Source organism: Klebsiella sp. EMBS2024 (assembly GCF_036233805.1).
In the GTDB taxonomy this organism is placed as follows: Bacteria; Pseudomonadota; Gammaproteobacteria; order Enterobacterales; family Enterobacteriaceae; genus Klebsiella; species Klebsiella pneumoniae.
Map to the genome: position 1 here is coordinate 957,075 of NZ_JAZARW010000001.1, position 12,560 is coordinate 969,634.

Sequence of the window (12,560 nt, forward strand, 5' to 3'; positions counted from 1 at the left end):
TTGGCGTCATTGAGAAAAGTTCCGTCCATATCGGTGACGATAACTTTAACGGTCATAAGAGAGTGCTCCTGGCTTAACTTCGACCAGTAACATTCTAATTACAATGTGATGAGGAGCACAAATTTATTTCGAATGAAAGTTCAGGCATTCAGAAAATGCCGGAAGGGCATGTCTTTTCCGGCCTGCAGAACAGGGTTGGCCCGCTAAGCATAGCGCCAGCGGGCACGAAGGATTACAGCGTATGTTCGGTACGGGCGATAATATCGTCCTGGGTATCCGGCGACAGGGCGGTGAAGAACGCCGAGTATCCAGCGACGCGGACCACTAAATCGCGGTACTGGTCAGGATGTTTCTTGGCTTCCAGCAGCGTGTCGCGCGACACGATGTTGTACTGGATATGCCAGCCTTTGTGCACCTCGAAGAAAGTGCGCAGCAGCACCATCAGCTTCTGCTTATCGGACTCGTTCTCCAGCGTTGACGGATTCAGCTTCTGATTAAGCAGCACGCCGCCGAGGATCGCCCCGGTCGGCAGCTTGCCCACCGAACTGATAACCGCCGTCGGACCCAGATGGTCGGTACCGGAGGCCGGGCTGGCCCCCTCCGCCAGCGGGGTATGCGCTTTACGGCCATCCGGCGTCGCCATGGTCTGCGCGCCGAACGGGACGTTAGCGGAAATAGAGGAGGTGCCAGCGTAATAATTGCCGCCAATCGGGCCGCGGCCATAGCGCGGGTTGTGATACTGCTTCAGCTCGTCGATATAGGTCTGGTAGGCCCGCGCCAGCAGTTGGTCGACGCTGTCATCATCGTTACCATACTTCGGCGCGCCGTTGATCAACCGCTGGCGCAGCTGCTCATGGGTCAGACCGTCGAAATCTTCCGCCAGCGCCTTCGCCAGCTCCTGCTGGCCGATGGCGCCCTGATCGAAGACCAGTTTTTTCACCGCCGCGAGGCTGTTGCCGAGGTTGGCGATACCCACCTGCAGGCCGGAAACCCAGTCATACTTCGCGCCGCCTTGCTTAATGCTTTTCGCCCGTTCGATGCAGTCATCGACCAGCGCCGAGCAGAGAATATCGTGGACGTTCTCTTCCAGCATGGTATCGACCACGTACTCAATCTCGATGGATTTACGGGTGTAGTAACGAATCTGGCGGTCCCAGTCGGCCAGCACCTGATCGAAGTTAGCGAAGTTGCCTTTCGACAGGGCGTGCTCCTGCGGCAGGAACACCTGACCGCTGGTGGCATCGCGGCCGCCTTCCAGCGTCGCCAGCATCACCCGCGCGAAGTTAATAAAGCTCATGCCGGTGCAGCGGTAGCCCCACTTACCGCCGACCGCGGTTTCGATACAGCCGATAGCCGCGTAATCGTAGGCGTCCTGCGGCTCAATGCCCAGCTTAATGAATTCCGGGATGACGATTTCATCGTTGTTAAACGCCGGCATGCCGAAACCGCAGCGGATCACCTGGACGCAGGCGTCGAGGAAGTCGTTGCTCATCCCGGCGTGGTAGCGCACGCTGAGGTTCGGCTGGGTAGAACGCAGGCGACCGCAGGATTCCAGGATCACATAAGACAGCGGGTTGACCGCGTCCTGCGGCTTACCATCCACCAGATTCTGGCCGCCGATGGTGACGTTCTGGTATAGCGGGCTGCCGGCAGAGGCTTTGGAGTGTGAGCCGGAACGGATCTTATTGACCTCCAGCAGCTTCAGCCAGCAGCTGTGCAGCAGCTCAATGGCCTGTTCGCGATCCAGCGACTGTTGCAACTCAACGTCGCGGCGGTAGTACGGGTAGAGGTACTGGTCCATACGGCCGAAGGATACCGAATGGCCATTGGATTCAATCTGCAGGATAAGCTGAATGAAGTAGCACAGCTGCAGCGCCTGCCAGAAGGTTTTCGGCGGCTCATGGGCGATGACGTCGCAGTTTTCGGCAATCGTCAGCAGTTCGTGGCGGCGTGATTCGCGGGATTCTGCTGTCGCCATCTCGCGCGCCAGCGCGGCGAAGCGTTTGCTGTGATCGCTGACCGCTTCCAGCACGATATCAATCGCTTTCAGGAACTGCTCGCCGTGCAGGTCTTCCAGTACCGTCAAATTGATACGCGAGCGGCGTTCGGCGACTTTCGCACGCATCCCGTCGAGGCCTTTCTCCAGCAGCAAGGGGTAGTTGACCGCGAGGTGAGCATCCCCGGAGGTCATATTGCCTTCCGCCTTAATAATGCCGGTGGCGAGCAGCGCCTTTTGCTCATCGGTGAACATACCGTAGCAGCGGTCTTGTACGGTCTGGCCGCGCCACCATGGGCACACTTCATGCAATACGCGTTTATTCTCCTCGCTGACCGAGAAGCCGGCGCCGGGGCGGTCGGCGAGATCGTCGATCTCTTTCTCAATCCAGCTGACGGTGTATTCCGGGAAAATAGGCGCGGCGCGCACTTCGCTGGCCTGGTTACCGACGATCAGCTCATCGTGCTTGATCCAGATGGTGCGCTCCGCCAGGTGGTGAGCCAGCGCCAGCGCGCGGCGCACCGGGATCGGTTTATCGAGATGCCGCTGATACATCTCCGTATAGTGGCGGGCGCGCTCGGTACAGACCGGCGGCTTGACGATATGCACCAGCGCCATTTTATGGGCCTGGATACGGGCGCTGAGGGTGTTGAGCTTCAGGGTAGTCATAGGGTTATCCTCGTAATATCGCCGTTAGCCCCTTGCTTTGCGCATAATCCTGCGCGAAGGCGAGCAGCTCAGGAGCATCCAGCGGTTTGTCCGGTGCGGTGTAGGGCTGACTGAGTAACTGGTATTTGTTCATTCCCAGCGTGTGGTACGGCAGGAAATGGATCTCGCTGACCTGCAGGCGGTCGGCGGCAAAATCGGTGATCGCGGCAATGTCGGCTTCGCTGGCGTTGAATCCCTGGATCAACGGCACGCGAATAATCATTTTTTTCCCCGCCTGCGCCAGACGCTGCAGGTTATCCAGCACCCGGCGGGCGCTGCCGTCGGTCCACTGCTGAAAAACGGCCTCGTCAACGTGCTTCAGATCGGCGAGAAACAGGTCGACAAAGGGTAAAGACGGTTCAATGTATTTCCACGGCACGTGCAGGCAGGTTTCCACGGCGGTGTGAATGCCTGCCTGATGGCTGGCTTCGAACAGCGCTTGCGCCAGCGTTGGGTTCATAAAGGGTTCGCCGCCGGAAAGAGTGATGCCGCCGCCGCTGCGATCGTAGAATGGTTTATCACGCAGCACCGTCGCCATGATCTCCTCGACGCTCTTCTCCTCGCCGCACACCGTGAGCGCGGTGGTGGGGCAGCAGTCGCGCAGCGCGGCGATATGGCTGTCGTTAACGTTTTGCCGGTGAATGATCAGGCCATCGAGGGTGCGGGTGATAACCGCCGGCGCCGCCTGCTGGCACAGCTCGCAGCCGGCCAGGCACAGCCGCGAGTCATACAGCAGATCTTCGCTACGGGCGCGGCTCTCCGGGTTCTGGCACCAGCGGCAGCCCAGCGAGCAGCCTTTCAGGAAGACGACGGTGCGGATCCCTGGGCCGTCATGGGTGGAATAGCGCTGGATGTTGAAGATCATGGCTTATCCTCTTGTTTGCGTATGAACATAAAAACACTTTCGAATGAAAGTTATGTTGACGCAAATCAACAAGCGGGATGGGGATAAGTCAGAGAGGAGAAAATAACGAGAGCGGTCACAAAACCACCGGCGACTCTCGTCGCCGGTGTGAGGGTCAGTGCGAGCCGCATACCTCGCACTGCGGGTGACGCATCAGCCTCATTTCGCGAAACTGGCAGGTCATGGCATCGTAGATGACGATTTTTCCGCTGGCAGGGGTGCCGTAGCCGCTCAGCAGCTTAATCGCCTCCATCGCCTGCAGCGAACCGATGGTGCCTACCAGCGGGGCCATTACCCCGGCTTCGACGCAGGTGAGGGCATTTTCGCCGAACAGACGGCTCAGGCAGCGGTAGCAGGGTTCGCCATCCTGATAGGTAAAGACGCTGATTTGCCCCTCCATACGGATCGCCGCTCCGGAGACCAGTGGGGTTTTGTGCTGAAAGCAGCCGACGTTAAGCTGGTTGCGAATGGCGACGTTGTCGGTGCAGTCGAGCACCAGATCGTGATCGGCAATCTGCGCCGCCAGCGCCGCCTCATCCAGCAAGGCATTGAGCGGGACCAGACGGACGTGCGGGTTAATGCGCGCCAGCGCCTCGCGGGCGGAATCCACCTTCGGCTGGCCGAGGGTGGCGTCGCTGTGCAGCGTCTGGCGCTGCAGGTTGGAGAGCGAGACAGTGTCGAAATCAAGCAGGGTGAGCTGCCCGACCCCGGCGGCGGCCAGATACTGCGCGGCGGCGCAGCCGAGCCCGCCGAGGCCGACCACCAGCACGCGAGCGGCTTTTAACCGCTCCTGGCCGTCAAAATCAAAACCGCGCAAGACGATCTGCCGGTTATAGCGCAGCATCTCTTCATCGCTCAGCTCAACGGTCATTACAGCCCCCCAAACAGGTGACTGAAGGGTTCGACCTCGACCCATTCACCTGCTTCAACATGGCCGCGCTCACGCTCCAGCACGATAAAGCAGTTGCCGAGGCTGAAGGAGCTGAAAATGTGCGAGCCCTGATGGCCGGTGGTGTTCACCACCAGTTCGCCGTCCGGGTTGCGCTGCAGAATACCGCGCTGAAAATCGAGGCGGCCAGGCGACTTTTTCAGGCGCGTGGCGGCGCGGACCCGCAGGCGGGGCGCCTGAAGCGGGCCGTGCTTGCCCGAGAGTTTCGCCAGCAGGGGTTGCACCAGCTGACAGAAGGTGACGGTGGCGGACACCGGGTTACCCGGCAGGCCGCAGAACCAGCTGCTGCTGAGCTTGCCGAAGGCGAAGGGTTTCCCCGGCTTAATCGCCAGCTTCCAGAAGCCGATCTCCCCCAGCTCTTCGAGGATAGTTTTGGTGTAATCGGCTTCACCCACCGAGACGCCGCCTGAGCTAATGACCACATCGGCCTGCTGGTCGGCGGCGATAAAGGCGTCGCGCAGCTTCGCCGGGTCGTCAGGAATAATGCCGAGGTTAATGACCTCGTAGCCCAACTGCTGCAGCATCAGGTGCACTGCCAGGCGGTTGGTATCGTAAATCTGGCCGTCGCCGAGCGGTTGACCCGGCAGCTGCAGCTCATCGCCGGTTGAGAAGACCGCGACGCGTACCTTGCGCACCACCTCGACCTCGGCAATGCCCAGCGAGGCCAGCACCGGCAGCTCGGCCACCGTCAGGGGTGTCCCCGCCGGGAAGACCACCGCGCCGTGGGCAATATCTTCTCCGCGGCGGCGAATATGCTGCCCGGCTTTTACCGGCGCGATAAAGCGCACGCCGGCCTCGGTCTGTTCAGTCTCTTCCTGCATCACCACCGCATCGCAGCCTTCCGGCACCGGCGCGCCGGTCATGATGCGGATACAGGTGCCCGACGGCCAGGCGTCGTTGAACGGCTGGCCGGCGAAGGCCTTACCGGCGACCGGCAGCGTCGCGCCGTCGCGAAGGTCGTTCAGCCGGACGGCATAGCCATCCATCGCCGCGTTATCAAAGCCGGGCACATCCAGCGGGGAGACGATGTCATGGGCGGTCACACGCGAGAAGGCCTGCAACAGCGGTACAGTTTCCGTCGCGTTCAGCGGCGTAATACGATCGAGCATCTGGGCGAGGGCTGTGTCGAGCGGCATCAGTCCGGCGGTAAAATCCATGGGTCACTCCTGCGGGCAAAACAGCGAAAACGCCTATTATGGCAGAAAAGCGGCGCGGGCTGTATGCCACCTGGGTACGAGGCTTTACATCGCCCGCCGCTCTTTCTATATTCAAAAATTGTATAAGACATTCAGCAATATAATGATATCAATACCCTTATTCATGACGTGACCGGCGCCGCGCCGCGGTACGACAGGGCAGGGGCGATCCACTTCATCGTTAAGGACTGGCGAAATGGGCAAGGCGGTTATAGCAATTCACGGCGGCGCAGGGGCGATTTCTCGCGCGCAAATGACGCCGGAGCGGGAGCGAGAGTATGTGGCGGCGCTGTCGACTATCGTCGAAAGCGGGCAGAAAATGTTGGCCGCGGGCGCCAGCGCGCTGGATGCCGTGACCGAGGCCGTTCGGCTGCTGGAGGAGTGTCCGTTGTTCAACGCCGGAATGGGCGCGGTATTTACCCGCGATCAAACCCACGAGCTGGACGCCTGCGTAATGGACGGCTACAGCCTGCAGGCTGGCGCGGTAGCCGGGGTCAAACATTTGCGTAATCCGGTGCTGGCGGCGCGTCTGGTGCTGGAGAAGAGTCCGCACGTACTACTGATCGGCGAGGGGGCGGAAAATTTTGCCATCTCCCACGGGATGGCGCGCGTGGATAACGATCTCTTTTCCACTCCTGAAAGGCTGCTGCAGCTGCAGGAGGCGAAAGCGGGCGGGGAGATTATCCTCGACCACCACGCCGCTCCACTCGACGAACGCCAGAAAATGGGCACCGTCGGCGCGGTGGCGCTCGATCTGGCCGGCAATCTGGCGGCGGCGACCTCCACCGGCGGCATGACCAACAAACTGCCCGGACGCGTCGGCGACAGCCCGCTGCCGGGCGCGGGGTGTTATGCCAATAATGCCAGCGTGGCGGTCTCCTGTACCGGCACCGGCGAAGTCTTTATGCGCACCCTGGCGGCCTACGATATCGCCGCCCTGATGGAGTATGGGCAGCTCAGTCTCTATTCCGCCTGCGAGCGGGTGGTGATGGAGAAACTGCCGGCTCTCGGCGGCAGCGGCGGGCTGATAGCCGTCGATCGCGAAGGCAACGTCGTTTTACCGTTTAACAGTGAAGGCATGTACCGCGCCTGGTGCTATGCCGGCGATACGCCGACCATTGGCATTTATCGCGAATAGAACAAGGGAGAGGGCGAGTGTCGCAAACTCACGAAACCGATACCTGCGAAGTGCTGGTGGTGCGCAACCTGAACGTGGCGTTCCGCCAGCAGGATGCGCCGGAGGTGCAGGCCGTGCGTCAGCTTTCCTTCAGCCTGCGCCGCGGCGAGACGCTGGCGATAGTGGGTGAGTCCGGTTCGGGAAAATCGGTGACCGCGCTGGCGCTGATGCGTCTGCTAGACGCGGCCAGCAGCGAGGTGAACAGCGAGGGGCTGTGGTTGCGGCGGCGTAACCGGCAGGTGATCGCGCTCAATGAGCAAACGGACGCTGAGATGCGCCGGGTGCGCGGCGCGGATCTGGCCATGATTTTTCAGGAGCCGATGACCTCGCTGAATCCGGTTTTTACCATCGGCGAGCAGATTGCCGAATCCCTGCGCCTGCACCAGGGGCTGGGGCGCGAAGAGGCGCTGCGCGCGGCGAAAAAGATGCTCGATCAGGTGCGTATTCCCCAGGCGGAAGAGATGCTCTCGCGCTATCCGCACCAGCTCTCCGGCGGCATGCGCCAGAGGGTGATGATCGCCATGGCGCTCTCCTGTCGGCCGGCGGTGTTGATAGCCGATGAGCCAACCACGGCGCTGGATGTCACCATCCAGGCGCAAATTCTGCAACTCATTGCCGTTCTGCAAAAGGAGATGGCGATGGGGGTGATCTTTATCACCCACGATATGGGCGTCGTGGCCGATATCGCCGATCGGGTGCTGGTGATGTATCGCGGTGAGGCGGTAGAGACCGGCAGCGTTGAGGAGATCTTTCGTTCGCCGCAGCACCCGTATACGCAGTCGCTGCTGGCGGCGGTCCCGCGGCTGGGGGAGATGCGTGGCCAGGATCTGCCGCGCCGTTTTCCGCTACCGGGCCAGCCGCTGGCGGAGAGCGAAACGCCCGATACGGTAGTCGCCGGCGAGCCGATCCTGCAGGTGCGTGACCTGGTGGCCCGTTTTCCGGTGCGCGGCGGGCTGCTCAATCGCGTGACGCGCGAAGTGCGTGCGGTGGAGAAGGTCAGTTTTGATCTCTGGCCGGGAGAGACCCTGTCGCTGGTGGGCGAGTCCGGCTGCGGCAAGTCGACCACCGGCCGGGCGCTGCTGAGGCTGGTAGAGACCCAGGGAGGCACCATTACCTTCGACGGTCAGCGGATCGATACCCTCGCCGGCGGCAAGCTGCAGGCTCTGCGGCGCAATATTCAGTTTATTTTTCAGGACCCTTACGCCTCGCTTGATCCGCGTCAGACGGTCGGCGATTCGATTATGGAGCCGCTGCGGGTGCATGGCCTGCTGCGTGGGGAAGCAGCGCGTGAGCGAGTCGCCTGGCTGCTGAAGCGCGTGGGGTTGCAGCCGGAGCATGCCTGGCGCTATCCCCATGCCTTTTCCGGCGGCCAGCGGCAGCGGATCTGCATTGCCCGCGCGCTGGCGCTGAATCCGAAGGTGGTGATAGCCGACGAGTCGGTGTCGGCCCTGGATGTCTCCATTCGGGCGCAGATTATCAATCTGATGCTCGACCTGCAGCGCGAGATGGGCATCGCGTTTCTGTTTATTTCCCATGATATGGCGGTGGTGGAGCGCATCAGCCACCGCGTGGCGGTGATGTATCGCGGTCGCATTGTCGAAATAGGCCCGCGCCGCGCGGTGTTTGAAAACCCGCAGCACCCCTATACCCGTAAGCTCATGGCCGCCGTACCGGTGGCCGACCCGGGCCACCGTCATCCGCAGCGGGTCCTGCTGTCTGATGACGTCCCGGGCAATATTTATAAGCGGGGCGAGGAGATCGCCAGCGTGCCGTTGCAGCAGGTCGGGCCGGGCCACTTCGTCGCCCGCGAATCCGCCGATGTGCTGGGCAGAACATAACAACACATAACGCATCTTTTCAGGAGAACACGATGACACAACCTGTTTCACGCAAATGGTGGCTGGCGCTGAGTATCGCGGCAGCCCTGGCGAGCGCTCCCGCCTTTGCCGCCAAAGATGTGGTGGTGGCGGTCGGGTCTAACTTCACGACCCTCGACCCCTATGATGCCAACGATACCCTGTCGCAGGCGGTGGCGAAGTCCTTTTATCAAGGCCTGTTCGGCCTTGATAAANAGATGAAGCTGCAAAACGTTCTTGCTGAGAGCTATACCGTGTCACCGGACGGCCTGGTGTACACCGTTAAGCTGCACAGCGGGGTGAAATTCCAGGATGGCACTGACTTTAACGCCGAGGCGGTAAAGGCTAACCTCGATCGCGCGAGTAACCCGGATAACCATCTCAAGCGCTATAACCTGTATAAAAATATCGCCAGTACCGAGGCGGTCGATCCGACTACGGTCAAAATTACCCTGAAGCAGCCCTTCTCGGCGTTTATTAACATTCTCGCCCATCCGGCGACAGCGATGATTTCGCCGGCGGCGCTGAAAAAATATGGTAAGGATATCGGCTTCCACCCGGTGGGCACCGGGCCGTATAAGCTCGACACCTGGAACCAGACGGATTTTGTGAAGGTCAGCAAGTTCGATGGGTACTGGCAGCCGGGGCTGCCAAAGCTGGATTCTATCACCTGGCGTCCGGTGGTGGATAACAATACCCGGGCGGCGATGCTGCAGACCGGCGAGGCGCAGTTCGCCTTCCCGATCCCTTACGAACAGGCGCCGCTGCTGGCGAAAAACAGCAAACTGGAGCTGGTGGCCAGCCCGTCGATCATGCAGCGCTACATCAGCATGAACGTGACGCAGAAGCCGTTCGATAATCCGAAGGTACGGGAAGCCATCAACTATGCGATTAACCGCCAGGCGCTGGTGAAGGTAGCGTTCGCCGGCTACGCCACCCCGGCGACCGGAGTGGTGCCGCCGTCGATCGCCTATGCCCAGACCTACACCGCCTGGCCATACGATCCGGCGAAAGCGCGCCAGCTGCTGAAAGAGGCGGGCTACCCTAACGGTTTCAGCACCACGCTGTGGTCATCACATAATCACAGCACCGCGCAGAAAGTACTGCAGTTCACCCAGCAGCAGCTGGCGCAGGTGGGGATTAAGGCGCAGGTGACGGCGATGGACGCTGGTCAGCGGGCGGCGGAAGTGGAAGGTAAAGGGCAGAGAGAGAGCGGGGTACGGATGTTCTATACCGGCTGGTCCGCCTCCACCGGTGAAGCCGACTGGGCGCTGTCGCCGCTGTTCGCCTCGCAAAACTGGCCGCCGACGCTGTTTAATACCGCGTTTTACAGCAACCCGCAGGTGGATAACGCGCTGAGCGAGGCGCTGAAAACCACCGATCCGCAACAGAAAACCAAACTCTATAAAGAGGCGCAGGATATTATCTGGAAAGAGTCGCCGTGGGTGCCGCTGGTGGTCGAGAAACTGGTCTCCGCCCACAGCAAGAACCTCACCGGTTTCTATATCCAGCCGGATACCGGCTTTAGCTTCGAACAGGCGGACCTGACGCCGTGATCATGTTCATCTTCATGCGTCCTCTCTCCCGGAATGGGAGGGAGCGATGCTGAATTATGTGATTAAGCGCCTGCTGGGCCTGATCCCCACTCTGCTTATCGTCGCGGTGCTGGTGTTTCTATTCGTCCATATGCTGCCCGGTGACCCGGCGCGGCTGATTGCCGGACCTGAGGCCGATGCCCAGGTGGTGGCGATGGTGCGCCAGCAGCTGGGGCTTGACCAGCCGCTGCATGTCCAGTTCTGGCACTACATCACCAACGTGCTGCGCGGCGATTTTGGCATTTCCATGGCCTCGCGGCGTCCCGTTGCCAGTGAGATAGCCAGTCGCTTTATGCCCACGCTGTGGCTGACGCTGGCCAGCATGAGCTGGGCGGTACTGTTCGGGATGGCGGCGGGGATTGCGGCCGCGGTGTGGCGCAATCGCTGGCCCGACCGTCTGGGAATGGCGCTGGCGGTGAGCGGTATTTCGTTTCCGGCTTTTGCCCTTGGTATGCTGCTAATGCAGGTGTTTTCGGTTGAGCTGGGCTGGCTGCCGACGGTGGGGGCCGACAGCTGGCGGCACTATATTTTGCCATCGTTGACCCTTGGCGCGGCGGTGGCGGCGGTCATGGCGCGCTTTACCCGCGCGTCATTCGTCGATGTGCTGCATGAAGACTATATGCGCACCGCCCGGGCGAAGGGGGTGAGCGAAACGCGGGTGGTGCTCAAGCATGGTCTGCGCAATGCGATGATCCCGGTGGTGACCATAATGGGGCTGCAGTTCGGCTTTCTGCTCGGCGGGTCGATCGTTGTGGAGAAGGTGTTTAACTGGCCGGGGCTTGGGCGCTTGCTGGTCGATTCGGTGGAGATGCGCGATTACCCGGTGATTCAGGCGGAAGTGCTGCTCTTTTCGCTGGAGTTTATTCTTATCAATTTAGTGGTGGATGTGCTGTACGCGGCCATAAACCCGGCTATCAGGTATAAGTAAGGTGCGATTGCTTAACTGGAGAAGGCAGGCGGCGCTGAACGCCATGCCGGGCATCAGACCCGGCGAGATCCATACCCCCTGGCATGAGTTCTGGCGGCGCTTTCGTCGCCAGCCGGTGGCGATGGGCGCTGGTATTTTCGTGCTGTTGCTGATTACGGTAGCCATCGTTGCCCCATGGATAGCGCCGTACGATGCGGAAAATTATTTCGACTACGACCGTCTGAACGAGGGACCTTCGCTGGTGCACTGGTTCGGAGTCGACTCCCTGGGACGGGATATTTTCAGCCGGGTGCTGGTCGGGGCGCAGATCTCGCTGGCCGCCGGGGTACTGGCGGTGCTGATTGGCGCGGCCATCGGCACGGTGCTTGGGCTGCTGGCTGGCTACTATGAGGGCTGGTGGGACCGGCTCATTATGCGACTTTGCGACGTGTTGTTCGCCTTTCCGGGGATCCTGCTGGCGATCGCGGTGGTCGCCGTCATGGGCAGCGGGATGGCCAACGTGATCATCGCCGTGGCGATCTTCTCGATCCCGGCGTTTGCTCGTCTGGTGCGCGGCAATACGCTGGTTCTGAAGCAGCAGACCTTTATTGAATCGGCGCGCAGCATCGGCGCCAGCGACGCCACCATTCTGTTCAACCATATTCTGCCGGGGACGGTGTCATCGATCGTGGTTTATTTCACCATGCGCATTGGGGTATCGATTATTTCGGCGGCCAGTCTGTCGTTTCTCGGCCTCGGCGCGCAGCCGCCCACCCCGGAGTGGGGCGCGATGCTCAACGAAGCGCGGGCGGATATGGTGATGTCTCCGCACGTGGCGCTCTTTCCGGCGGTGGCGATTTTCGTGACCGTGCTGGCGTTTAATCTGCTGGGAGATGGCCTGCGCGATGCGCTGGATCCGAAGTTAAAGGGGTAGGATGAGGGAAAGCTCCGCCGGGAGTCCTTTATGTTATCTGCGGCTTCAGCGCACATTGCGCTTCCGGATAATTTTCTGCGTTAGGTCTCTCATGGCGCAGGGAGCGGTGTGAGGCGGAAACGACCGCCGGACGGTTCCCTCTCCTCCCGGGAGAGGGCCAGGGTGAGGCGAAGCATCGCTGGAAAGTCCTTTATGTTATCTGTGGCTTCAGCGTAGTTTGCGCTCCCGGTTAATCGTCTGCGTTATGTCTCTTATGGCGCAGCAAAATAACGGCGCAACAGGGCTGCCTGGAAGGTAATCAATGCTTGCCCGTGGCGCTGCGCTTGCGCGGACCTGGG

9 protein-coding genes are annotated in these 12,560 nt (G+C 60.9%); 5 read left to right on the forward strand and 4 right to left on the reverse strand.

Annotation, left to right across the window (positions count from 1 at the left end; translation table 11 throughout):
- Nucleotides 1-232: 232 nt before the first annotated feature.
- The 4 genes from VZP09_RS04415 to moeA all read right to left on the reverse strand — a co-directional run bounded on the left by VZP09_RS04415 (nucleotide 233) and on the right by moeA (nucleotide 5,714).
- On the reverse strand, nucleotides 233-2,665 hold the full coding sequence (locus VZP09_RS04415) for a formate C-acetyltransferase/glycerol dehydratase family glycyl radical enzyme (RefSeq protein WP_032414720.1): 2,433 nt from the start codon (nucleotides 2,663-2,665) through the stop codon (nucleotides 233-235).
- A gap of 4 nt (nucleotides 2,666-2,669) precedes the next feature.
- Nucleotides 2,670-3,569, reverse strand: a complete 900-nt coding sequence (locus VZP09_RS04420) for a glycyl-radical enzyme activating protein (RefSeq protein WP_023282322.1) — start codon at nucleotides 3,567-3,569, stop codon at nucleotides 2,670-2,672.
- 154 nt (nucleotides 3,570-3,723) lie between these two features.
- The gene (gene moeB / locus VZP09_RS04425) at nucleotides 3,724-4,479 is read right to left on the reverse strand and encodes a molybdopterin-synthase adenylyltransferase MoeB (RefSeq protein WP_004176736.1); all 756 of its coding nucleotides are present in this window, start codon (nucleotides 4,477-4,479) and stop codon (nucleotides 3,724-3,726) included.
- Nucleotides 4,479-5,714, reverse strand: coding sequence for a molybdopterin molybdotransferase MoeA (gene moeA / locus VZP09_RS04430; protein WP_029602270.1), 1,236 nt, complete (start codon nucleotides 5,712-5,714; stop codon nucleotides 4,479-4,481). Before moeA ends, moeB begins: the two co-directional genes overlap by 1 nt.
- A 235-nt stretch (nucleotides 5,715-5,949) precedes the next feature.
- Between moeA and iaaA the strand changes: the two genes are divergently transcribed.
- The 5 genes from iaaA to gsiD all read left to right on the forward strand — a co-directional run bounded on the left by iaaA (nucleotide 5,950) and on the right by gsiD (nucleotide 12,222).
- Nucleotides 5,950-6,891 (forward strand): beta-aspartyl-peptidase, encoded by a 942-nt coding sequence (gene iaaA, locus VZP09_RS04435; protein WP_004147725.1) that lies wholly within the window; start codon nucleotides 5,950-5,952, stop codon nucleotides 6,889-6,891.
- Between the two features lie 17 nt (nucleotides 6,892-6,908).
- Nucleotides 6,909-8,768, forward strand: coding sequence for a glutathione ABC transporter ATP-binding protein GsiA (gene gsiA, locus VZP09_RS04440; RefSeq protein WP_021312990.1), 1,860 nt, complete (start codon nucleotides 6,909-6,911; stop codon nucleotides 8,766-8,768).
- A gap of 32 nt (nucleotides 8,769-8,800) precedes the next feature.
- A complete protein-coding gene (gene gsiB, locus VZP09_RS04445) occupies nucleotides 8,801-10,342 on the forward strand; it encodes a glutathione ABC transporter substrate-binding protein GsiB (protein ID WP_328794924.1) in 1,542 nt (513 codons plus the stop codon).
- 46 nt (nucleotides 10,343-10,388) lie between these two features.
- Nucleotides 10,389-11,309: a glutathione ABC transporter permease GsiC gene (gsiC, locus tag VZP09_RS04450; RefSeq protein WP_148672391.1), complete on the forward strand. Its 921-nt coding sequence runs from the start codon at nucleotides 10,389-10,391 to the stop codon at nucleotides 11,307-11,309.
- Nucleotide 11,310: 1 nt separating this feature from the next.
- Nucleotides 11,311-12,222, forward strand: a complete 912-nt coding sequence (gsiD, locus tag VZP09_RS04455) for a glutathione ABC transporter permease GsiD (RefSeq protein WP_038806660.1) — start codon at nucleotides 11,311-11,313, stop codon at nucleotides 12,220-12,222.
- The last annotated feature ends 338 nt before the right edge of the window (nucleotides 12,223-12,560 follow it).

Coding starts and splice junctions, on each gene's coding strand:
- VZP09_RS04415 (WP_032414720.1), bottom strand. CDS start 2,665: ATGACTACCCTGAAGCTCAACACCCTCAGCGCCCGTATCCAGGCCCAT.
- VZP09_RS04420 (WP_023282322.1), bottom strand. CDS start 3,569: ATGATCTTCAACATCCAGCGCTATTCCACCCATGACGGCCCAGGGATC.
- moeB (WP_004176736.1), bottom strand. CDS start 4,479: ATGACCGTTGAGCTGAGCGATGAAGAGATGCTGCGCTATAACCGGCAG.
- moeA (WP_029602270.1), bottom strand. CDS start 5,714: ATGGATTTTACCGCCGGACTGATGCCGCTCGACACAGCCCTCGCCCAG.
- iaaA (WP_004147725.1), top strand. CDS start 5,950: ATGGGCAAGGCGGTTATAGCAATTCACGGCGGCGCAGGGGCGATTTCT.
- gsiC (WP_148672391.1), top strand. CDS start 10,389: ATGCTGAATTATGTGATTAAGCGCCTGCTGGGCCTGATCCCCACTCTG.